The sequence below is a fragment of the Actinosynnema sp. NPDC002837 genome (genome assembly GCF_040295345.1).
In the GTDB taxonomy this organism is placed as follows: domain Bacteria; phylum Actinomycetota; class Actinomycetes; order Mycobacteriales; family Pseudonocardiaceae; genus Actinosynnema.
Map to the genome: position 1 here is coordinate 180,697 of NZ_JBEOVG010000001.1, position 22,037 is coordinate 202,733.

Here is a 22,037-nt window from a genome sequence, read left to right on the forward strand (position 1 = left end):
TAGTTCGCCTTTGCCCGCGGCTTCGACTGTGGGCGCCCCCCTTGATACGTGTGGTAGCCCTTGTGGAGGTCGGTGGGATGACACGAAACCCGGACCGACGACGGACCCGCAGCATCCAGCGGTAGTCGGGGTCATCCTGCTGATCTGCCCGTCCGGCGAGGACATGCTTTTCAAGCTTGTGATCACGCTTGACAGGGGTCCGGAGAATGGACCCCTGTCAGGCGTGACGAGCGTGTCGGGAGCGGGCGCGGGAGTCGGTCAGAACAGGGCGCTGGCCAGGTTGCGGCGGGCCTTGGCGACCCGGTCGTCGTCCGGCGGGAAGAGTTCGAACAGGCCCACCAGGTGTTCGCGGACGCGGTCGCGGTCGTCGCCGAAGACGCGGCGGACCGTGTCGACCAGTCGCTTGAAGGCCTGGTCGACGTCGTTCGTCGCCAGCTCCAGGTCAGCGGCGGCCAGTTGGGCGTCCACGTCGTCCGGGTTGGCGTCGGCCTTCGCGGTGGCGTCCGCGGGCACCGCCTCGGCCCGGGCCGTGAACCGGACCTGCGCCAGCGCCGCCTTGGCCTCGGCGTTGGCCGGTTCGGCGGCCAGGATCGCCTCGTACGCGGCCTCGGCGGCGGTGAAGTCGCCCTGCTCGAAGGCGTCCTCGGCGGCGGTGAAGCGGGGGTCCTCCGGCTCGGCGACGGGCTCCGCGCCCGGCGCCGCCGCGCGGTTGGCCTCCGCCGCCTTGATGCCCGGCAGCCGGTCGCGCAGGGCGTCCAGCAGGCGGGTGATCCACTGGCCGAACTCGGCTTCCGGCAGCGGTCCGGCGAAGGCGTCCAGGGGCTGGCCGCCGGCGATCGCGACCACGGTCGGCACGGACTGCACGCCGAACACCTGGCCGATGCGCGGGTTGGCGTCGAGGTCGACCCTGGCCAGCAGCCAGGTGCCGCCGCCGGCCCTGGCGGCGCGTTCCAGCACCGGTGAGAGCTGGCCCGCCTCGGGGCTCCACGACGCGGTCAGCTCGACGACGACCGGGATCTCCAGGGAGCGTTCGACGACCGACTGGAACGTCGCCTCGGTGACGTCCAGCACCCACGGGCTCGGACCGGCGTCCGAACCGCCGACGGCTCCGCCGGAGCCGGACGACGGGGGTGGGGTGGTGGCGCGCTGCCTCGCGGCGTCGGCCCGGGCCTTCAGCGCGCCGAGGTCGACCGCCCCGGACAACGCGGCGGACATTGCGGCGGTCTTTCGGGGGTCTGGCCTTGTCACGCCTTCCATCCTGGCACGAGTCGGGCGGCCGGCCACGCGCGGCTAGCCGGGGAGTTGCGCGACCGGGTCGATCGCCATCGGGTTCGTCCGCATCGCCTCGTTCAACCGGCCCAGGCGGAGCGCGATCGGGGTCGTCAACTCGGCGAAACGAGCGGTGCCCGCCGGGCCGAGAACTTCCCACGGACGGGTGGCGGCCTCGTCGGTGCGCCGTTCGACGTCCTCCCGCAACGCCCGACCGGCCGGCGTGAGGCCGCCGTCGAACAGACCGCGCTCGGTGAGCGTCGCTTCGGCTTCCCGCCACTCCTCCTCCGACCAGCCACGCGCGGTGCGCATGTACGCCGGGTCGAGGCCCTTGTCGGCGCTGAACAGCACCAACGTCTCGCACGGTGCGAGGTCGGCGGCCACCAGCGCGGCGATGTGACCGTCACCACGCGACTCGCGCAACGTCGTGCACGCCTGCCACAGCGCCAGGTGCGGCTCGTCCGGAGTCGGCAGCACGCCGTTCGCCGCGGCCAGCACCCGCCCGGCCGTCGGCGCGGCCTCCGCCGCCTGCCCGGCCAGGTCGGCCGCCTCGGCGACGTCCAGCGTCTCCAGCATCCGCCGCAGCGCCCGGTCGACGCCCTCCAGCCGTGCCTCCAGGAAGCGGGCGGGACTGGCCACGTCCCACGCGTCGGGCAGCGCGCGGGCCACCATGCGCGGGTGGAAGCTGTAGAACGCGGCGGTCACGACCTCCGGCGACGCCGCGCCCAACGGCGCCGCGCGCTGGCCGAAGTAGCCCATCCAGCCGCCCTTGCAGCCCAGCGCGTCGGTGACCGCTCGTGATTCGGGCGAGAAGTACGTGACGTCGTGGTAGGTCTCGAAGCGGACCCACAGGTCTCTCGGCTCCATGACCCCAAGTTAGTCGGACGTCCGACTACTCGTCAGCTGCCGCGTGCTCGGCCGCCAGGTGCTGCTCGACCCGCTCCACCTTGGCCGTGAGCTGGCCCGTCCAGCCGGGCCTGATGTCCGCCTTGAGCACCAGGCTGACCCGCGGCGCGGTGGCCTGCACGACCTCCGTCGCCTTCTTCACCACCGCCATCACCTCGTCCCACTCGCCCTCGACCAGCGTGAACATGGCGTTGGTCTCGTTGGGCAGCCCGGACTCGCGGACCACCCGCACGGCCTGGGCCACGGCCTCGGCCACCCCGTCCGACTCCCCGCCGAGCGGGCTGACACTGAACGCGACGAGCACTACTGCCTCCTGGTCGGGGTACCCACTGGTAGCTTCGGCGCATGACGTCCCAGCCGCTGCCGTTCGACCCCATCGCGCGCGCCGCCGAGCTGTGGGAGAAGCGGATCGGACCGTCGACGGCGATGGCGGCGGTCACCAGCGTCATGCGAGTACAGCAGATCATCCAGTCCGCCGTGGACGCCGCCCTCAAGCCGCACGGGTTGACGTTCGCGCGGTTCGAGGCGCTGGTGCTGTTGACGTTCGCCCGCACGGGCAGCCTGCCGATGCGGGTCATGGGCGAACGGCTCCAGCTGCACCCGACGAGCGTCACGAACATCGTGGACCGGCTGGAAGCCGACGGACTCGTGCGCCGCAACCCCCACCCCACCGACCGGCGCACCACGCTCGTGGAGATCACCGAGGCCGGGCACGCCCGGCGCGAGGCGGCCACGGAAGCCGTGACGGGGGTCGAGTTCGGGTTGCGCGGGCTGACCGACCGGCAGACCGAGCAGCTGACCGACCTGCTGGCGAAGGTCCGCCGCGCGGTCGGCGACTTCGAGGACTGAAGTTCCGAGGGCCGAATTCGGTCGACACGGCGCCGCCTGCACGGCCACGCTGCACGTCGTGCGGGAGATCAGGGCTCTGGTGACGGTGGGCGGCCGGTTCGTCGGCACGGCGGAGCCGTTCACCGTCGACAGCCCGTGGTGGAACGACGTCGAACCCGTGACCGCGCACCTGGACCGGGTGCTCGGCGTGACGACGAGCGTGTTGCGGCTGGTCGGGACCACGGTGCCGAGGGCGCGTGGCGGTGTGGTGACCTACCAGGTGGAGGCCGACCGCGTGCCGGACCGCGGTCTGTCGGGCGACGGCGTGTCGGGCGACGGTCTGTCGGACGGTGGGCGGCACGCGTTCGCGGATCACCCGTTGCGGCAGGCGTGGGCGCGTCCCGGTGGGCCGGCGGCGCTGGTCGGGTGGGCGCGGCGGCACGTCGAGGTGACCGGGCCGGTCGTGCAGGTGAAGACGTGGAACCTGTCGTGCCTGTACCGGCTGCCGACCGCGCGCGGGAACGTGTGGGCGAAGGGCACGCCGCCGTTCATGGCGGACGAGGCCGAGGTGATCGGGCTGGTGGCGTCGGTCGACCCGTCGTTGGCGCCGGAGCTGATCGCGGCCGAGCCCGGGCGGGTGCTGCTGGGGGAGGCGCCCGGGGTGGACTGCTGGCAGCCGGGTGAGGACGTGGTCGAGCGGATCGTGCCGCGGTGGGTGGCGGTGCAGGCGGCGTTGGCCGGTGAGCCGCGGCTGCGGGTGCGCGGGGTGCGGGTGCCGGGCTTCGGGTTGCCCGAGACCTTGCTGCACGGCGACTTCCACCCGGGCAACTGGCGTTCCGGCGGTGTCGTGCTCGACTGGGGTGACGCGCACTGGGGTCACCCGGCGTTGGACGCGGCGCGGCTGATCGGGTTCGTCGCGCCGGAGTCGCGGGCGATGGTCGAACGCGTCTGGGTCGACGCGTGGTTGCGCCACTACCCGTCGAGCGATCCGGCGAGCGCGCTGCGGCACGCCCGGCCGGCGTCACACCTCGTCGGCGCGGCGGTGTACCAGGAGTTCCTGGACAACATCGAGCCGAGTGAGCGCGTGTACCACCTCGGTGATCCCGAGGCGGAGTTGGCGCGCGCTCAGTCCTTGGCGGTCTGAGCCTCGGTCTCGGCCAGCCGGCCGGTGCGGTTGGCCCAGCGCTCGAACACCACGGTGCCGAACGGCGGGATGCTCGCGACCAAGCCGAGGACGAGCGTCTTGCGGTCCCAGCGGTGCGCCAGCATCAGCGTCACCAGGACGTAGCCGACGAAGATCGCGCCGTGCACGGGCCCGAAGATCTTGACGCCGATCTCGTTCTCCACCACGACGTACTTGAAGAACATGCCGATCAGCAGACCGGCCCACGACACCGCCTCGGCCAGGGCGAGCAGGCGAAACCGACCAACAGCGCTGCTAAGCATGCCCCCATTGTGGCCGGTGACCCCCCTCACCCCACCCCCACCCCCACCCCCACCCCCACGCGTGCCCGACCTCCAGGTCCCGCGTGTTCGACAAGCGGGACCTGGAGGTCGACTCGCGGTCAGTCCTCCCAGCGGAAGATGCGGGCGGCGATGAAGCCCACGACCAGGGTGAAGGCGATCAGGACGGCCGAGGGGACGAGGAGGGCCTCCACGCCCTTGCCGCGCACCAGGACGTCCAGCATGCCGTCGTTCATGTGGCGCAACGGGAAGGCGTTCGACACGGTCTGCAGCCAGCCCGGGGCCTTCTCCAGCGGGAAGAACGTGCCCGACAGGAACGCCATCGGCATGATGATGATGTTCGCCGCCCCGGACGCCGACTCCTCCGTCTTGCAGAACGCGCCCACCAGCATCCCGATCGCGAAGAACGCGACCGTGCCCAGCACCAGCAGCGGCAACGCCAGGTACCACTGACCGGTCAGCTTCAACCCGAACAGCGGCAGCGACGCCACCGCCACGAACACCACGCCCTGCACGGCCGCCGTGCCGACGCTCACCACCACGCGCGACGTCAGCACGGTCGTCGTGCTCACCGGCGCCAGCCGGATCCGCCGCAGCACCTGCTTCTTCCGCCACGCCACCATGGTCAGCGCCGAGCCGAACACGCCCGAGAACGAGATCGCCCACGACAGGATGCCCGGCGTCAGGTACTGGATCGGCTTGAGCGAGGCGTCCTCGACCGACTTCGTCTCCAACGTGAACCGCGGCGCCACGTCCGCCGCACCCAGGTTGATCTTGTCGACCACACCGGACACGATCCCCAGCACGGTGCCCGCCGCGACCTGGTCGCTCGCCGCGTAGATCAGCTCCACCCGATCGCCGGACACCACCACGGCGGCGGGCAGGTCGCCGTCGTCGACCTTCCGCCGCGCGGCGGCCGTGTCGTCGTACTCCTCCAGCTCGATCGCGCCGGTCTGCTCCAACGTCGTCAGCACGGGCCCGTCGCCCACCGCCGCGATCTTGGTCTTGTCGCTGCCGGAGTCGCCGAGCAGCAGGCCGAACACGACGAGGAACATCAGCGGGAACAGGAAGACGAAGAACAACGTCATCTTGTCCCGCAGGAAGCCCTTGATCATCGCGGCCGACAGGCTCCGGAACGCGGTCATGCGCGGTACTCCCGTCCGGTCAGGTCGAGGAAGACGTCCTCCAACGTGGCCGTGCGCACCTGCAACCCGTCCAGGGTGCCGCGCTCGGCGAGCGCCGACAGCACCGGCGCGGGCTTGCGGGTGGAGATGGTCAACGACACCTCGTCCTCGTGCGCGTCGTCGACCCCGGTGATGCCACGCGCCGCCTCACGCGTCAGCGACCCCTTCTGCAGCACCACGTGCGTGGGCGCGTCGAGACCGCGCACCAACGTCGCGGGCGCGTCCATGGCGAGGATCCGCCCCCGGTCCATGATCGCCACGCGGTCGCACAGGATCTCGGCCTCGTCGAGGTAGTGCGTCGTGTAGACGATGGTCTTGCCCCTGGCCTGGATCGCGCGCAGCACGTCCCACAGGTTGCGCCTGGCCTGCGGGTCCAGCGCGGCCGTCGGCTCGTCCAGGAACACGAGGTCCGGGTCGTGCACGAGGGCGCACGCGATCGACAGGCGCTGGCGCTGTCCGCCGGAGAGCTTGTTCTCCTGCACGTCCGCCTTGTCGGTCAGGCCGACGAGCTCCAGCATCTCGTCGGCCTTGCGCCGGCTCACGCCGTACAGCGAGCCGAACGTCTGGAGCTGCTCGCGGGCGGTCAGCTTCTCGAAGAAGCTCGACGCCTGCAGCTGCACGCCGATGCGCGGCAGCAGCTTCGGGTTGCGCGGCCACGGCTGCTCGCCGAGCAGCGTCACCTGGCCGCCGTCGGGCTTGCGCAGGCCCTCGACGATCTCCAGCGTGGTGGTCTTGCCCGCGCCGTTCGGTCCCAGGATGCCGAAGAACTCCCCCTCGGCGACGGTGAACGAGACGCCGTCCACCGCCTTCAGCTCGCCGTAGCTCTTCCTGATGTCGGCAACCACGACGGCCGGTATGCGTGCCCCTGTCATGGCTGGACGGTAAGCCGTGCCGGGAGCCGCCGGCGGTGCTTCGATCGGTTCGCGACGGAAGTAGCCGACGATCGAGACTTTCGACGCATCCCCTGGTAGCTGTGCGCGCGAACCCGATTACGAGACGTGCTCACCAGTGCAGGGAGAGGGCGGTGCGGACGTCGGACGGGTCGCCCACGTCGCCTCCGCCGGGTCCGCGGTGAGGACGTAGTCCAGGTGCGCGCCGTCGAGCCGGTCGACGTTCAGGTACACCTGCTCCCAGGGCTTGGAGTCGACGTGGAGCGATCGCACGTACTGCAACCTCGACGGGTCCGCGCCGGCCGCCGTGATGGTGATGTCACGGCCGTTCTCCAGGTGGATCACCGCGCGGTCGAACCGCGGCGCGTTGAGCACGAAGTCGCCCGTGCCCGGCGTGACCGGGTACAGGCCCAGGGCGCTGAGCACGTACCAGGCCGACATCTGCCCGAGGTCGTCGTTGCCGGTCACGCCGTTCGGCGCGTCGACGAACAACGTCTGCGCCGCCCGCACCACGGCCGAGGTCTTCCACGGCTGCCCCACCAGCGCGTACATCCACGGCACGTGCAGGTCCGGCTCGTTGTTCGGGTTGTAGCGGAACTGGTTGTAGTAGTTGTACGGCCCGACGACCCACTTCGAGCGCACGGTCCCCGCCGGGTCCGCCACCAGGTCCGGGTAGGCGAAGAAGTCGTCCAGGCGGGCGAGCGCCGCGTCACGGCCGCCGAGCAGCTCCACCAGGCCCGGCACGTCCTGCTGCGCCAGCCACTGGTACTGCCACGCCGTGCCCTCGTGGAAGCCGTCCGGTCCCTGCGGGGTGAACGGCGCGAGCCACGCGCCGTCGCGCAGCTTCGGCCGGGGGAAGCCGGTGAACCCGCGGTCGGACACCGTGGCGTCCCACAGCACCCGGTAGTTCAACCCGCGGCGGCGCAGGACCTCGGCGTCGTCCTCGTGGCCCAGGGCGAGCGCCATGATCCACAGCGAGCAGTCCGCCAGCGCGTACTCCAACGTCGCCGAAGCGCCGTGGTGCGGGTCGACGTCCTGCCCCTTCTTGCGGAAGTGCTTGTCGTACTGCACGAAGCCCTCGCGGAGGTAGGACGGGTTGCCCGCCCTGCCCTCGAACGGCGACGACGTGGGCGGCACGCCGGTCGCGTTCTGCCACAACGCCTCGTAGGCCCGCTCCTCCAAGCCCGCCAGCGCGCCGAACCGCCACAGGTCGACCAGGAAGGGCGTGACCGGGTCGCCGGTCATGGTGTTCGTCTCCTGGTTGGCGTAGGCCCACCGGGGCAGCCAGCCGCCCTGCTCGTGGATCGCCAGCAACGACCGCGCGATGTCCTTCGCCCGCGCCGGCCGCAGCAGCGCCAGCAGCTGGTTGTGCGCGCGGTAGGTGTCCCAGAGCGAGAAGAACTCGTGGTAGGTCCAGCCGTCGGCGGTGTGCACCTGCCCGTCGAACCCGCGGTACCGGCCGTCCACGTCGTTGCCCGTCAACGGCTGCAGCAGCACGTGGTAGAGCGCGGTGTAGAAGACCGTGCGATCGGCGCCGGCCGACGACGTCTCGACGCTCGACAGCTCGCGCCGCCAGGCCTCCTGGGCCGCAGCGCGCACCTCGTCGAACGTCCGCCCGCGAGCCTCGCCGAGGTTCTTCGCGGCGCCGTCCGCGTCCACGTGCGAGATCGCGGTCGCCGCGGTCACCGGGCCGTCGTCGAACGCCACCCACTGCCCGCGCAGCCCCGCGCCGCCCTCCGCGCCGCCCCAGTTGCCGGTCCGGCGGAACGGCCGGTCGAACGTCGTGGTGAAGTAGGTCGTGTACGGCTTCCCGCCGCAGAACGCCTGCGCCACCACGGTTCCGGCCAACGTCCGGTCGTCCACCACCCGCACGCTGCTGGCGAACACCGGCTCGCCGTCGTTCGCCTGGCCCACGTTCACCAGCACGTGCGGCGTCACGCCGGGCGGGAACGAGAACCGCTCGACGCCCACCCTGGTCGTCGCCGTCGACTCCACCGTGATGCCGGACGCCAGCCGCACGCGGTAGTAGCCGGGCTTGCCGACCTCGCCCTCGTGCGTGTACGCGGCGCCGTAGGCCCGGTGGTCGAAGGTGCGCGGCAGGCCGGTGGTCGGCAGGATCGACACCAGCCCGCCCTGCTCGGAGCAGCCCGCGCCGGACAGGAAGAAGTGCCCGAACCCGCGGATCACCGGGTCGTCGTAGCGGTAGCCGGCGTAGTGCGAGCCGATCGGGCTCGAATGGGCCATGCCGAACGGCATCGACGCGCCCGGGAACGTGTTCCCGTCGTCCTTCGTGCCGATGAACGTGTTCACCGACTCCACCGGGTCAGCCGTCACCGATCCACCATAGGGTCACGCCACCGCGATGGCGAACACGTGGAACGTCCCGCCGGTCACCGACGCGGGCAGGGTGACCGAGCGGACCTGCTTGCCGGCGTCCAACGCGATCGGCGCGGTCGCGAACACGTGCACCTCGAGCTGCTGCGGCTCCCCGCTGGAGTTGTTGCGGTAACCCGTCGTGGCCACGGTCCGGTTGTCGAACGACGGCGGCAGGTTCGCCGCGCCGCCCAGCGCCCAGTCGGAGAACCCGACCTCGGCGGTCTGCTCGCTGCCGTCGGTGTAGGTGACGGTGAGCGTGCCGGACGCCTTGCCGCCCGCCGCGCTGCCCAGCAGCCCGAGCTTCGCCGCGCCCGCCGGCGCGGTGAGCGTCACCGTCTCGCCGGAGGCGTTCACGTTGTCCGCCTCGCCGACCGGCGACGTGGGCCAGGTGTAGGCGAGGCCGTCGGAGGTGACCGTGCCGCCCGGTGTCACGCCCGCGGCGGCCAGCGCCTCGCGCGAGTAGCTCCACCCGCCACCGTCGAAGTTGCCGATCGCCTGCTCGGCGTCCGGCGACGTGCCGACGTTGTCGAACGCCGCGCGCAGGCTGCCCGGCTCGGCCACCAGCACCGAGATCGTCGACCGCTGCCCGGTGGAGAACGCCACCGGCACGCGCAGGGTCTGCTCGGGCGTGCCGGCGGCGACCGCGACGGTGACCTCGACACCGGCCTTCTCCCCCGCCGGGACCGTCACCCGGCCGGACGCCGGGGTGAGCGTGATGCCCGCGGGCGGCTGCGCGGTCCATGACACCTCGCCGCCGTTGCAGGAGAAGTCCTGCGCGCCGATGGTCACCGCGCCGCTGCCGCCGGCGGGCAGCACCAGCCGTCCCGGGTCCACGTACGCCTGCTGCCCGACCTCGCCGTCCCGGAACGACGGCGGCGCGTCGGCGGGGCCCGTGCCCCAGGTGGTGGGCGTCTCGGACAGCCCGAACTCCACCGTGCCGCCGTGGGCCACGAACGACTCCGGCAGCCACGTGCGGGTCTGCGCCCGGCCGTTGAGCTTGAGTTCGGACACGTACGCGCCGCTGCCGGAGGCCTTGATCACGATCGGCGCGCCGTTCGGCCGGGTGATCGTGACCTCGCTGAACAGCGGGCTGTTGAGCACCAGCTCGGCCCGGCCGGGTATCACCGGGTACATGCCCAGCGCCGCCCACACGTACCAGGACGACATCTGGCCGAGGTCGTCGTTGCCCGTCAGCCCGTCCGGGCCGGGGCCGAACAGCTCGGTCACCGCGCGCCGCGTCACGGCCTGGGTCTTCGCCGGCGCGCCGGCCCAGTTGTAGAGCCACGGCGAGTGCATGGTCGGCTCGTTGCCGAGGAACGCGTGCGGCTCGTCCGGACCGGCGTTCAGCTTGGTGAAGAACGCGTCCAGCCGGTCGCGGACCTCCGCGTCGCCGCCCATCGCGGTGAACAGGCCGCGCACGTTGTGCGGCACCATCCACGTGTACTGGGCGGCGTTGCCCTCGACCCAGTTGTCGGGGCTGCCCGGCTTGAACGGCTCCACGTACGAGCCGTCCCGGTTGCGGGCCTGGGTGTGGCCGGTGGCCGGGTTGAAGATGTTCTGCCAGTACTGGGCGCGCCGCATGAACGCCTGCCAGGTCGCGCCGTCGCCCGAGCGGCGGGCGAGGTCGGCGATGGCGAAGTCCGCCGTCGCGTACTCCAGGGTGGTCGCGGGCGCGCCCCAGACGTTGCGCACGCCGACCGGCACGTAACCCACGTCCAGGTACTCGGTGAGGCCCGGCCGTTCCTCGTAGCCCTGGGTCGGCTGGGTCGCCCCGCGCAGCATCAGCAGCAGGGCCTTGCGCGCGTCGAAGTCCCTCGCCCCGAACGCGTGGGCACTGGCGACCATCACGTGGTACGGGTCGCCGACCATGACGCCGGTGTAGCCGTTGGCCACCGTCCAGCGGTCCCAGGCGCCACCCTGCTCGGCGAACGCCACCATCGAGCGGACCATGTCCGAGGCCTCCGCCGGCGCGAGCAGCGACAGCAGCTGCATCTGCGAGCGGTAGACGTCCCAGCCGGAGAAGTTGGTGTAGACGGCGTGACCGCGCTCGGCGGTGTGGATGCGGCCGTCGAAGCCCGGGTAGCGGCCGTCGGTGTCGGAGAAGACGTTGGGCTGCAACAGGGAGTGGTAGAGCGCCGTGTAGAACGTGGTGCGCTGGGCGTCCGTGCCGCCGGTGACCTCGACCTGGCTGAGCCGGTCGTTCCACGCCTGGCGGGCGGCGGCGCGCACGACGTCGAACGACTTGCCGTTGCTCTCCGCCCTCAGGTTCTTCTTCGCGCCCTCGATCGAGACGAACGACAGGCCGACGCGCATGGTGACGTCCGGGTCGTCGAACGTCACCCAACCGCCCGAACCCGGCCCCGACACCGTCGTGTCCTCGCTCCGGACGGCGGGTTCGCCCTGCGCCTCAACGGTTTTCGGCGCGTCGCCGAGGCCTTCGCGCACGCCCGAGCCGCCGCGTTCGGTCGAACGGCCGGGCGTGACCGCGCCGTTCTTCCACGTGCCGACGGAGGCGAACGGCTGGTCGAACCGGGCGTGGAAGTACACCCGGTAGCGGTGGTCCGCGCCGCAGAACCGGCCGCTGGTCGCCCAGCCGCTGATGGTGTCCGTGCCGATGGTGATCTCGGCGTCGTCCGTGCCCGAGATCGAGCCGGAGGTGTTGACCAGCAGCGTCGACGGCTGCCCGCCGGGGTAGGCGAACCGGCCGACGCCCGTCCGCTGGGTGACCGTCAGCTCGACCTTGGTACCGCTGTCGAGGGTCACCCCGTAGTAGCCGGGCGACGCGGACTCGTTGCCGTGCGAGAACGTCGACACGTACCGGTCGGGGTCCGTCGCGGGCGACGTGGTCACCTCGCCGACGAACGGCGTGATCGGGATGTCCTGGTAGGTCGAGCAGCCCGCGCCGGACAGGTGGGTGAGGCTGAAGCCCTTGATCCGGTCGTCCTCGTAGGCGTAACCGCCGTGCTGACGGGTCACCGTGTCCGGGCTCCACTGCACCATGCCGAACGGCACGTCCGCGCCGGGGAAGTTGTTGCCGGCGCCGCCGCCGGTGCCGTGGTCCGGCCCACCCGGCCGGGTGCCGACGAACGGGTTCACCCACTCGGCCAGGTCGTCCGGCTGCGCCCGCGAGGCCGCCGGATGGGCCACCGCGAGTGCCGCCGAGAGGCCCATCACCGACGCGAGGGCGAGTGTCATCCGCACCTTCGAGGTTCCCATGAGCGCGCCTCCGCCAGTCCGATCGCCGGCTTCGCCGATGGTTGACAACGCTGTCCACGAACGATCCGTAATCCTATGGTTGCGGAGCGTGCGGGGGTGTCGTCAACCCCGTGGCCGGGTGTTGTCCGGTTCGAGACAGGGCCGGACGTTGACATCCGTTAATGCGGGGTGTGTGATTCGCCCACTATGACAACGTTGTCCCCGAACGGCGCGGCAGGCGCCCGCAAGGTGCGGCGTGCCACGATGAACGACGTGGCGCGGCTGGCGGGCGTCAGCATCAAGACCGTCTCGCGCGTGGTGAACGACGAGGCAGGCGTGCACCCGGCCACGGCCGAGCGGGTGCTCGCGGCGATCGACCAGCTCGGCTTCCGGCGCAACCTCAGCGCGCGCAACCTGCGCCGCGGCTCGTCGACGGGCACGGTCGGCCTGGTGCTGGAGGACGTCGGCAACCCGTTCTACTCGGGCGTCACGCGCGCGGTGGAGGAGATCGCCAGGCTGCGCGGCCGCCAGGTGATCACCGGGTCGTCCGACGAGGACCCGGCGCGGGAGCGCGAGCTGTCGCTGGAGTTCTGCTCGCGGCGGGTGGACGGCCTGCTGATCGTGCCCGCCGGGTTGCAGCACGGGTACCTGGTGCCGGAGATGCGGGCGGGCACGCCGGTGGTGTTCCTGGACCGGCCGGCGGGCGACGTGGTCGCCGACACCGTGCTGGTGGACAACATCGGCGGCACCGCCGAGGCCGTCGCGCACCTGGCGTCGTTCGGGCACCGGCGGATCGCGTTCCTCGGCGACGCGCCGGACATCTTCACCGCCAACGAACGGCTGCGCGGCTACCGCGAGGGCTGCCTGCGGGCCGGCATCGGCTACCACGAGTCGCTGGTCGTCATGGGCCCGCACGACGAGGAGTCGGTGCGCAAGGCGTTGCAGGGCCTGCAGAACGCCGCCGACCCGGCGACCGCCGTGGTGACCGGCAACAACCGGATCACCGTGCACGCGGTGCGCGCGTTGGCGGGCAGCGCCGTGCGGCCCGCCCTCGTGGGCTTCGACGACTTCGAGCTGGCCGACCTGCTCTCGCCGCCGGTGACCGTGATCGCGCACGACGCGAGCGCGCTCGGCAAGGCAGCGGCGGACCTGCTCTTCGCCCGACTGGACGGCGACGGCTCCCCACCGCGCCGCGTCGTCCTGCCGGTCCGGTTGGTGGCCCGTGGATCAGGAGAGGTACCCGCATGAGTTCCGACACCCAGCCCGTCGTGCTGGAGGCCAACCAGCCCCGGCAGTTCTACCGGGGCGGTCCGGCCATCGCGGCGTTCCGGAGCCGGGACGTGGCCGACCGCGGGCCCGAGGACTGGGTCGCGTCGACCACCACCCAGTTCGGCAAGGACGAGGCGGGGTTGTCCCGCCTGCCGGACGGGCGGTGGCTGCGCGACGCGGTGGCGGCGGACCCGGCGGCGTGGTTGGGCCCGGAGCACGCGGCGGAGTTCGGCGCGGACACCGCGCTGCTGGTCAAGCTGCTCGACGCCGGGCAGCGGCTGCCGGTGCACTGCCACCCGTCCGACGCGTTCGCGTCCACCCACCTGGGCTGCCGGCACGGCAAGACCGAGGCGTGGATCGTCATCGGCACGTCCGGGCCCGACCCGACGGTGTACATCGGGTTCCGCGACGACGTGCCCGCCGCCGTGGCCGCAGACTGGGTGTCCACTCAGGACTCCGCCGCGATGCTGGCCGCGTTGAACCCGGTCCGGGTCTCGCCCGGTGACACGGTGTTCGTGCCCGCCGGCGTGCCGCACGCGATCGGCGAGGGCGTGTTCATCGTCGAGCTCCAGCAGCCGACGGACTTCTCGGTCACGTTGGAGTGGCGGGGTTTCCTGGCCGACGCCGAGGCCGGGCACCTCGGCCTGGGCTACGACAAGGCGTTGGACTGCCTGGAGCGCCGCGCCCAGTCGCCCGACGACCTCGTGCGCCGCACGCAGGCGCTCACCGGGCCGTCGGTGGACCTGTTCGACGCGCAGGCCGACCCGTTCTTCCGCGCCGACCGGCTGCACGTGTCCGGCACGGCGGCGCTGGAGCCCTCGTTCGGCGTGTTCGTGGTGCTGGAGGGCGCCGGCACGCTGGGTCCCGTCGCGGTGCACCGGGGCAGCACGGTGGTCGTGCCGCACGCGGCGGGCGAGGTCGAGGTGACCGGCGACGTGGTCGCCGTCCGGTGCAGGCCGCCATCGGTGCCGAGGAGCTGAGAGGTGGACTTGCCGTTACTGGACGCACGGGAGTTGGTGAAGCACTACGGGAACGTGGAGGCGCTGCGCGGCGCCTCGTTCACCGCGCACGCGGGCGAGGTGGTCGCGCTCGTCGGTGACAACGGCGCGGGCAAGTCGACGCTGGTGAAGTGCCTGTCCGGGGTGGAGCGGCCGGACTCGGGGACCATCCTGTTCGACGGCGCGCCGGTCGCGCTGGACTCGCCGGTGTCCGCACGGGCGCTCGGCATCGAGACCGTGTACCAGGACCTGGCCGTCGCGCCGGACCTGGACCCGGCGGCGAACCTGTTCCTGGGCCGGGAGCTGCGCCGCGCCGGGCTGCTCGGCAGGCTCGGCGTGCTGGACAAGCGGGAGATGCGGCGGCGGGCCGTGGCCTCCTTCCAGGACCTCGGGGTGTCGCTGCCGGACGTGGACGTGCCGATCGGGGCGCTGTCGGGTGGTCAGCGCCAGAGCGTCGCGGTGGCCCGGTCGGTGGTGTGGGCGAGCCGGTTGGTGTTCATGGACGAGCCGACCGCGGCGCTGGGCGTGGTGCAGCGCGAACGCGTGCTCGACGTGATCCGGCGGGTGCGCGACCGGGGCATGGCGGTGGTGCTGATCAGCCACAACATGCCCGAGGTGCTGGCCGTGGCGGACCGGGTCGAGGTGCTGCGGCTCGGTCGGCGGGTGGCCCGGTTCGACGCGGCGGCCACCACGGTCGAGGAGCTGGTCGGGGCGATGACCGGCGCGTTGTCCCAGGAGGACTCGTGAAGCGCGCCGCTCTGCGCCGGCTGGTCGGCGCGAACACGTTGTGGATCGCGGTGGTGCTGCTGGTGCTGGTCGCGGTGTTCGGCGCGCTCCGGCCGGACGCGGTGCTGACCGTGTTCACGTTGCAGACGACGCTGGTCGAGACGTCGGTGCTGCTGGTGCTGTCGGTCGGCATGACGTACGTGGTCGTCACCGCCGGGATCGACCTGTCCGTCGGCTCGGTGCTGGTGTTCTCCGGCGTCACGTCGGCCATGACGATGAACGCCCTGCACGACGGCGACGCGACCGACGCCGGGTGGGGCGTGGTGCTGGTCGGCCTGCTGGTGGCCCTGGCGTCCGGCGCCGCGTGGGGCCTGGTGAACGGCCTGCTCATCGCGCGCACCGGCATCCCGCCGCTGATCGTGACGCTCGGGTCGTTCGGCGCGGCGCTCGGGGCCGGGCAGCTGATCTCCGACGGCTCGAACGTGGCCGGGGTGCCGGACGTGCTCAGCGACACCCTGGGCACCGGCACGTGGTTCGGCGTGCCGAACCTGGTGCTGGTGGCCGCCGCGGTGACGGCGGTGGGCGCGCTGGTGCTGGGCACGACGGCGTTCGGGCGGCACACGTACGCCATCGGCTCGAACGAGGAGGCGGCCCGGCGCGCGGGCATCCCGGTGACGCGCCACCTGGTCCGGGTCTACCTGCTGGCGGGCGTGCTGGCCGGGCTGGCCGGGTTCATGGCGCTGGCCTACTTCCGGGTCGCGTCGATCACCGGGCACGACACCGACAACCTCAACGCGATCGCCGCCGTGGTGCTCGGCGGCACGAGCCTGTTCGGCGGCGCGGGGTCGGTGGTCGGCACGGTGCTCGGGGTGTTCATCCCGGCCGTGCTGCGCAAGGGGTTCGTGATCGTCGGCGTGAACGTGTACTGGCAGCCGATCGCGGTCGCGCTGGTCCTGGTGGCCGCCGTGTGGTTCGACCAGTCGCGCAGAAAGGCTCGCGACAAGCGCTAAAAGGAGAGGGAGAACATGTCATCACCATCGGCGGAGCCGAGAATCAGACGACAGACGGTTGCTCTCGTCTCAATGCTATGCGCAGCTTTGTTGCTCACCGCTTGCGGTGGTGGTGGGCAGATCGGCGACACCGGCGGCACGGGTGACGCGAAGAAGATGGTGCTGATCCCCGGCGTGGCCGCGGAGCCGTTCTACATCTCGATGGAGTGCGGTTTCCGGGAGGCCGCCTCGGCGGCGGGCTACGCGGTCGACGTGCAGGCGCCGGCGAAGTTCGACGCCACCCAGCAGACCCCGATCGTGACCGGCGTGCTGGCGAACAAGCCGGGCGCGGTGCTCATCGCGCCGACCGACGACAAGGCCATGGCCGGGCCGATGCGGCAGCTCAAGGACGCCGGCATCAAGGTCGTGGAGGTCGACACCAAGCTGGAGGACACGTCGATCGCCTCCGCCACGATCTCGTCGGACAACGAGCAGGGCGGGCGGCTGGCCGCGCGGACGTTGGCCGGGCTGGTCGGCGGCAAGCCCGGCTCGGTGCTGGTGCTCAACACCAAGGCGGGCACGTCGACCACGGACGCGCGGGCCGCCGGGTTCGAGGAGGAGATCAAGAAGTACCCGAACCTGGAGTACGTGGGTCAGCAGTACACCGACAACGAGCCGGACCAGGCGGCGTCGAAGGTGACCGCCACCCTGTCGGCCAACCCGGACCTGATCGGGGTGTTCGCGACGAACCTGAACACGGGCGAGGGCGCGGCGACCGGGTTGCGCAACGCGGGCAGGACCGGCGCGGTGAACCTGGTCGGGTTCGACGCCTCGCCCAAGCAGGTGGAGGACCTGCGGGGAGGCGCGGTGCAGGCCCTGATCGCCCAGGACCCGGCGACCATCGGCCGGACCGGCGTCGAGCAGGCCGTGGCGGCGCTGGAGGGCCGGCCGGTGCAGCGCGACATCGAGACGGACCTGGTCGCGTTGACCAAGGCGGACATGGAAGCCAACTCGCAGTACTTCTACAAGCAGCGCTGCTGACGCCTCGCCGGTGACCGGGCGCGGCACCCGGTCACCCCGCGTCACAGGTGCTCGGGGTCGCGCGAGGATGGACGGATCTTGTTCGAGGTGGGAGTGGCGCCTCGGGTGTCGTCACGGCGCGGCCAGTCGAACGCGGGGTTCTCGTGTCCTCCGCCCCACTGGCCGGTGCGGTGGATGGACCACCGCACCGGCCAGTGATCGGGGCAAGTGCGCAGGGCTCTACTTCGTGGCGCACAGGGCCTTGTCGAAGAGGGCGATGACTTCGTACTGCTTGACTTCGTCGTTCGTCCCGGCGACGGCGACCGCCCGGCCGTCGGGCGTGATGGCGGCGCGGGTCTGGAAGCCGTCGGCGTCGCCGCCGTGGCCGTACGCGGTGATCCCGCAGCTGAGCTTCATCTCGATGACGCCCAGACCGTAGCGCCAGCCCTCGAAGAGGCCGGGCGCTTCCACCGCCTGACGCATCTCCGCCAGCCGACCGGGCGTGAGCAGTCGACCGTCCTGCAGGGCCACCAGGAACTTGTTCAGGTCACTCGGGGTGGCGATCATCTGCCCCGCGGCACCGGCGATCGACGGGTCGAACCGGGTGATGTCGATCAGCTCGCCGGCGATCGGCTCGCCCTTGTCGTCCTCGGCGAACAGGTAACCCCGGGGGTGCGGGGCACGGATGTCGCGGTCGCCCGGACCCGGGTAGTACGTCTCCTTCAGCCCGATCCGATCGATGATCTTGTTCGTGACCACCTCGGCGAAGGGGCGTCCCGCCGCTTTCTGAGCCACCAGGCCCAGCAGCATGTAGCCGACATTGCTGTACGCCCACACCCTGTCCTGCCCCGGCGCGAACGTCGGTGCTTGGGTCAGCGCCGCGTCCAGCATCTCCCGGGTCTCGAAGTAGCGGTCCTTGACCGGCAGGATCCCGTCGGCCATGAAGGGGATCCCGGTGGGCATCCCGCTGGTGTGGTTCAGCAGTTGCCTGATCGTGATCGTCCGACCGTCGATCGCCGCACCGTCGCCGGTGCCCCGCACCACGCCCGGCAGGAACTTCTCCACCGTGTCGTCCAGCGCGAGCTTGCCCTCGTCTGCCAACTGCAGGGTCGCCACAGCGGTGAACATCTTCGTGATGCTGGCGATCCGGACGTAACCGTCCGTCGGCACCTTCGACTTCGTTCGGATGTCACCCACCCCGGCGGTGTAGTTCGTCACCCGCCCGTTCCGGTCCCGCACCGACATGAGCATCCCGGGCAGGGACCCGTCGGCGACCAGCGCTTCCATGCCCGCCTGCAACGCCTTGTCGTGCCCCGGCTTCGACCTGCCGTCCAACGCGCCCGCCGACGCCACGTTCGTCACCGCGAGCCCGGCGACCGCCACCGCCGCCACCGCCGCGGCGACCACACGACGCCGGCCGCGGCCCGGGCGGTTCTCGGTCGGACGGCTGAAATCCTTCGACAAGGGACACTCCCCACTGGATGTTCTGCATTGACTCGCCCAGTGTCGTGACGGCCTCGGCGCCTCACGATCCCCTGTGCTGCACACTTCCGGTACAGCTGGCACTACCCCGTCGATGCCCGGCGGAGGTCGGGGGAACGGCTGGGCGTCAGTTCGCGCACAGTGCGGCGTCGACGAGTGCGCCCCGGTCCGCGGCGACGGACTCGTCCTTCACCGACCCGGTGAGCGAGGTGACCACGACGGTCGCCGCGCGACCGTCGTCGGTGGCCGCGTTGACGGTCGAGTAGCCCGGGATGTCACCGCCATGGCCCCATGCGACCCCTCCGCAGCTCAACGGCGTGCTGAACACGCCGAGCCCGTATCCCCGGCCTGACTCCGGATCCGTCGGGATGGTGGTGCGCAGCTGCGCCAGCTGGGCCGGTTCGAGCAGCTTCCCGTCCAGCAGCGCGCGCAGGAAGGTGTTGAGGTCGCCCGGGGTGGAGACCAGGTGGCCGGCCGCCCAGCCCCAGCTCGGGTCCATCCGCGTGAAGTCGACCAGCTCGTCAGTCGCCGGATCACGCTGGTAACCCCTGGGGTGCCGGCCGCGGATGTCCTCCTCGCCGACTTCGGGCGCGTACGTGTCGCGCAGGCCGATCCGCTGGATGACCCGGGTGGTGACCAGCTCGTCGAACGGGCGGCCGGTGACCCGCTGGGCGATCAGGCCGGCCAGGAGGTAGTTCGTGTTGCTGTAGGACCAACCACCGCCGGCGGGACGCCCGTCCTCCCTGGCGTTCGCCAGGTCGAGGAGTTGGCGAGGTTCGAGGTAGACGTGCTGGTAGGGGAGGAAGTCGGCCTTGGTCTTGAACATCGAGTCGGTGTAGTCGGGCAGGCCGCTGTCGTGCTGGAGCAGTCGGCGGACCGTGATCTGGTCGGCGTCGATGCCCTTGCCCCGCACCAGGCCGGGCAGGTACGTCTCGATCGACGCGTCGAGCTCCACCCTGCCCTCCCCGACGAGCTGCAGCACCACGACGGAGGCGAACATCTTGCTCGCGCTGCCGATCCGCACCCTGCCGTTCGTCGGCACCTTTCCACCGGTCCGCAGGTCGCCGACCCCGGCGGTGTAGTGGCGGGTCCGACCGTGCCGGTCCCGGACGGAGGCCAGCGCTGCGGGGTGCCGGTCGACACCGACGAGCTTGTCCATGCCCTGCTGGATGGCGTCGCGGGGTTCGGTGTGGGGTTCGGTGTGGGCCGCCGGGATCGGGCCGGCGAACGCGAGAGCACCCGCGGTGACCGCTACCGCCGCCGTCATGGCGGCCGCACGGCGATATCGCGAGGAGGAGGGGCGATCTTTGTGGAAGGAGAACACGAACAAGGCAGACAACTCCTGGGCTCGGAAGACGTCGGTCCTGCGACGACCGGTTGGATCCAGGCTGCTCACCTGCGCCCACGTGGACAATCCAGCCTGCTGGACAACCGAGGTGGTGGTGGCGCCCCGAGGCCGTCGTTCGGATGGACAAGCCAGGACGGCAGGTCGATTCGCGTGCTCCACAGGGTTGTGTTGATCGGTTAAGGTTCGGCCGGGGGTGGCATGGCACAGGTGTGGAAGCGCCTGCGGGCGTCGTTCGACGCTGTCGCGCGCTTGGTCGGCGGCTTCGGCACGGCGCTGCTCGCGTTGGCCGCCCTGGTCTGGCTCGGCGTGGTCGCGGTGTTGTGCTGCGTCGGTGTGGGCGTTCTCCTGCTGCCCGCTGCCCTGCGTGTGCTGCGAGCGGCCGCGAACCGGGAACGAGCCCGGCTCGACGTCCTCGTCCCCGGCCCGGTGCCGCGTGGGGTGCGCGACGCGCTGCGGGACGTGACCGTGCGCCGTGAGCTGGCCTGGCTGCCGCTGCACGCCACCATCGGCCTGGCGGCCGGGTTCCTCGGTCTCGCGATGCCGGCCACGGCGCTGCAGAACGCGACGTACCCGTTCTGGTACCACCTGCTGCCGCCCGAGGACAACACCCCCAGCCTCATCTTCTGGGCCGTCACCGACCTCGGCGGCGCGCTGGCCGTGGCGCTGACCGGCGTGTCCTGCGCAGCCTTCATCGTCGGGCTCGGGCCGGCGCTCGTCCGGGCGCAGGAGTGGCCGGGCCGGCACCTGTTGGCGCCGCCGGCAGGCGCGGACCTGTCGCTGCGGGTCGCCGAGCTGACCGCCACCCGAGCCGCCGCTCTCGACGCGCACGCCGTCGAGCTGCGCCGCATCGAGCGGTCGCTGCACGACGGCACGCAGAACCGGCTGGTCGCGGTGACCGTGCTGCTCGGCGCCGCGAGGCGGGCCGTGGACCGGGACCCGGCCGCGGCCGGTGCCGTGCTGGACCGGGCGCAGGACGCCGCCGAACAGGCGCTCGCCGAGCTGCGCGCGGTGGTCCGCGGCATCCTGCCCCCGGTGTTGGCCGACCGCGGGCTCGCCGATGCGCTGGCAGGTCTGGCGGGGAGCTGCGGCGTGCCGTGTGACGTGGTGGTGGACGTGCCGGGCCGGTGCGCGGCCTCGGTCGAGGCCACCGCTTACTTCGTGGTGGCCGAATCCCTTTCCAACGTGGCCAAGCACAGCGGCGCCGCGAGCGCCGTGCTGGCGGTGCGCCGCGAGGGTGATCGGCTGCTGCTGCGGATCTGCGACGACGGCCGGGGCGGTGCGGACGAGCGCGGCGGGTCGGGCCTGTCCGGCATCCGCCGGCGGGTCGAGGCGTACGACGGGCGGCTCACCCTGGACAGCCCGCCCGGCGGGCCTACGAAGCTGGAGGTGGAGCTGCCGTGCGGATCGTGATCGCGGAGGACGACCCGCTGCTGCGCGAGGGGTTGGCGCTGCTGCTGCGCGCCGAGTCGCTCGACGTGGTGGCCACCACCGACACGCCGGGATCGTTCCTGGCCGCGGTGGTCGAGCACGAGCCGGACGTGGCCATCGTCGACGTGCGGATGCCGCCCACCCACACCGACGAGGGGATCGTGGCCGCCGTCGAGGCGCGGCGCCTCCGGCCCGGCCTCGCGGTGCTCGTGCTCTCGGCGTACGTGGAGCAGGCGTTCGCCACGGAGTTGCTCGCCGCCGGTGCCGACCGGCTCGGTTACCTGCTGAAGGAGCGGGTGGGACGGGTCGAGGAGTTCCTGAGCGCGCTGCACCGGGTGGCGGGCGGTGGCACTGCGGTGGACCCCGAGGTGGTGGGGCAACTGCTGGCACGCAACCCGCACACCAGCGCGCTGGGACGGTTGAGCCCCCGGGAGCGGGACGTGCTCGCGCTCATGGCCGAGGGATTGGGCAACGCCGCAATCGCCGAGCGGCTCGTCATCACCGAAGGTGGGGTGCACAAGCACATCCGCAGCATCTTCGCGAAGCTCGACCTCGCACCTGATGACCGGGCCGACCGGCGCGTCACCGCGGTCCTGCGCTACCTCAAGGGCGTCGGACCGAAGTAATGCCACCGCAGCCGCCCGGACGACCGGTCTCCGGTCGAG

The 22,037-nt window shown here is 71.9% G+C and carries 19 protein-coding genes; 9 read left to right on the forward strand and 10 right to left on the reverse strand.

Annotation, left to right across the window (positions count from 1 at the left end):
- Nucleotides 1-258: 258 nt before the first annotated feature.
- From ABTZ99_RS00865 to ABTZ99_RS00875, 3 genes are all read right to left on the reverse strand, one after another.
- On the reverse strand, nt 259-1,215 hold the full coding sequence (locus ABTZ99_RS00865; protein ID WP_498774975.1) for a co-chaperone YbbN: 957 nt from the start codon (nt 1,213-1,215) through the stop codon (nt 259-261).
- Between the two features lie 75 nt (nt 1,216-1,290).
- The gene (locus tag ABTZ99_RS00870; protein WP_499607114.1) at nt 1,291-2,136 is read right to left on the reverse strand and encodes an SCO6745 family protein; all 846 of its coding nucleotides are present in this window, start codon (nt 2,134-2,136) and stop codon (nt 1,291-1,293) included.
- Between the two features lie 25 nt (nt 2,137-2,161).
- Nucleotides 2,162-2,479, reverse strand: a complete 318-nt coding sequence (locus tag ABTZ99_RS00875) for an MTH1187 family thiamine-binding protein (protein WP_498774979.1) — start codon at nt 2,477-2,479, stop codon at nt 2,162-2,164.
- A 41-nt stretch (nt 2,480-2,520) separates the two neighbouring features.
- Between ABTZ99_RS00875 and ABTZ99_RS00880 the strand changes: the two genes are divergently transcribed.
- The gene (locus ABTZ99_RS00880; RefSeq protein WP_053721863.1) at nt 2,521-3,024 is read left to right on the forward strand and encodes a MarR family winged helix-turn-helix transcriptional regulator; all 504 of its coding nucleotides are present in this window, start codon (nt 2,521-2,523) and stop codon (nt 3,022-3,024) included.
- 58 nt (nt 3,025-3,082) lie between these two features.
- Nucleotides 3,083-4,147: a phosphotransferase gene (locus ABTZ99_RS00885; RefSeq protein ID WP_498774981.1), complete on the forward strand. Its 1,065-nt coding sequence runs from the start codon at nt 3,083-3,085 to the stop codon at nt 4,145-4,147.
- Here ABTZ99_RS00885 and ABTZ99_RS00890 read toward each other — a convergent pair.
- The 5 genes from ABTZ99_RS00890 to ABTZ99_RS00910 form a co-directional block, all read right to left on the reverse strand.
- Complete coding sequence (locus ABTZ99_RS00890; protein WP_498774983.1) at nt 4,129-4,449, reverse strand: DUF3817 domain-containing protein; 321 nt, start codon at nt 4,447-4,449, stop codon at nt 4,129-4,131. The genes ABTZ99_RS00885 and ABTZ99_RS00890 overlap by 19 nt on opposite strands.
- Nucleotides 4,450-4,568: 119 nt before the next feature.
- Nucleotides 4,569-5,612, reverse strand: coding sequence for an ABC transporter permease (locus ABTZ99_RS00895; RefSeq protein WP_498774985.1), 1,044 nt, complete (start codon nt 5,610-5,612; stop codon nt 4,569-4,571).
- Complete coding sequence (locus ABTZ99_RS00900) at nt 5,609-6,523, reverse strand: ABC transporter ATP-binding protein (RefSeq protein WP_498774987.1); 915 nt, start codon at nt 6,521-6,523, stop codon at nt 5,609-5,611. Before ABTZ99_RS00900 ends, ABTZ99_RS00895 begins: the two co-directional genes overlap by 4 nt.
- Nucleotides 6,524-6,640: 117 nt before the next feature.
- On the reverse strand, nt 6,641-8,875 hold the full coding sequence (locus ABTZ99_RS00905; protein WP_499607120.1) for a GH92 family glycosyl hydrolase: 2,235 nt from the start codon (nt 8,873-8,875) through the stop codon (nt 6,641-6,643).
- Between the two features lie 15 nt (nt 8,876-8,890).
- Complete coding sequence (locus tag ABTZ99_RS00910) at nt 8,891-12,112, reverse strand: GH92 family glycosyl hydrolase (RefSeq protein WP_499607123.1); 3,222 nt, start codon at nt 12,110-12,112, stop codon at nt 8,891-8,893.
- Between the two features lie 264 nt (nt 12,113-12,376).
- Between ABTZ99_RS00910 and ABTZ99_RS00915 the strand changes: the two genes are divergently transcribed.
- The 5 genes from ABTZ99_RS00915 to ABTZ99_RS00935 all read left to right on the forward strand — a co-directional run bounded on the left by ABTZ99_RS00915 (nt 12,377) and on the right by ABTZ99_RS00935 (nt 17,135).
- Nucleotides 12,377-13,360: a LacI family DNA-binding transcriptional regulator gene (locus tag ABTZ99_RS00915; RefSeq protein WP_498775219.1), complete on the forward strand. Its 984-nt coding sequence runs from the start codon at nt 12,377-12,379 to the stop codon at nt 13,358-13,360.
- Entirely contained in the window at nt 13,357-14,361 is a 1,005-nt protein-coding gene (locus tag ABTZ99_RS00920; protein WP_498774993.1) for a class I mannose-6-phosphate isomerase, read from the forward strand. Before ABTZ99_RS00915 ends, ABTZ99_RS00920 begins: the two co-directional genes overlap by 4 nt.
- 3 nt (nt 14,362-14,364) lie before the next feature.
- On the forward strand, nt 14,365-15,126 hold the full coding sequence (locus tag ABTZ99_RS00925) for an ATP-binding cassette domain-containing protein (RefSeq protein ID WP_499607126.1): 762 nt from the start codon (nt 14,365-14,367) through the stop codon (nt 15,124-15,126).
- Entirely contained in the window at nt 15,123-16,115 is a 993-nt protein-coding gene (locus tag ABTZ99_RS00930; RefSeq protein WP_499607129.1) for an ABC transporter permease, read from the forward strand. The genes ABTZ99_RS00925 and ABTZ99_RS00930 overlap by 4 nt, the downstream gene beginning before the upstream one ends.
- A gap of 72 nt (nt 16,116-16,187) precedes the next feature.
- On the forward strand, nt 16,188-17,135 hold the full coding sequence (locus ABTZ99_RS00935; protein ID WP_499607132.1) for an ABC transporter substrate-binding protein: 948 nt from the start codon (nt 16,188-16,190) through the stop codon (nt 17,133-17,135).
- A 219-nt stretch (nt 17,136-17,354) separates the two neighbouring features.
- On the opposite strand, the gene ABTZ99_RS00940 is transcribed toward ABTZ99_RS00935, so the two are convergent.
- Together ABTZ99_RS00940 and ABTZ99_RS00945 are read right to left on the reverse strand one after the other, a co-directional pair.
- Complete coding sequence (locus ABTZ99_RS00940; RefSeq protein ID WP_498775001.1) at nt 17,355-18,578, reverse strand: serine hydrolase domain-containing protein; 1,224 nt, start codon at nt 18,576-18,578, stop codon at nt 17,355-17,357.
- A gap of 145 nt (nt 18,579-18,723) precedes the next feature.
- The gene (locus ABTZ99_RS00945) at nt 18,724-19,863 is read right to left on the reverse strand and encodes a serine hydrolase domain-containing protein (protein ID WP_498775003.1); all 1,140 of its coding nucleotides are present in this window, start codon (nt 19,861-19,863) and stop codon (nt 18,724-18,726) included.
- Between the two features lie 279 nt (nt 19,864-20,142).
- On the opposite strand from ABTZ99_RS00945, the gene ABTZ99_RS00950 reads away from it, so the two are divergent.
- Nucleotides 20,143-21,354: a sensor histidine kinase gene (locus ABTZ99_RS00950; RefSeq protein ID WP_499607135.1), complete on the forward strand. Its 1,212-nt coding sequence runs from the start codon at nt 20,143-20,145 to the stop codon at nt 21,352-21,354.
- Nucleotides 21,342-21,998: a response regulator gene (locus tag ABTZ99_RS00955; RefSeq protein ID WP_498775007.1), complete on the forward strand. Its 657-nt coding sequence runs from the start codon at nt 21,342-21,344 to the stop codon at nt 21,996-21,998. Before ABTZ99_RS00950 ends, ABTZ99_RS00955 begins: the two co-directional genes overlap by 13 nt.
- The last annotated feature ends 39 nt before the right edge of the window (nt 21,999-22,037 follow it).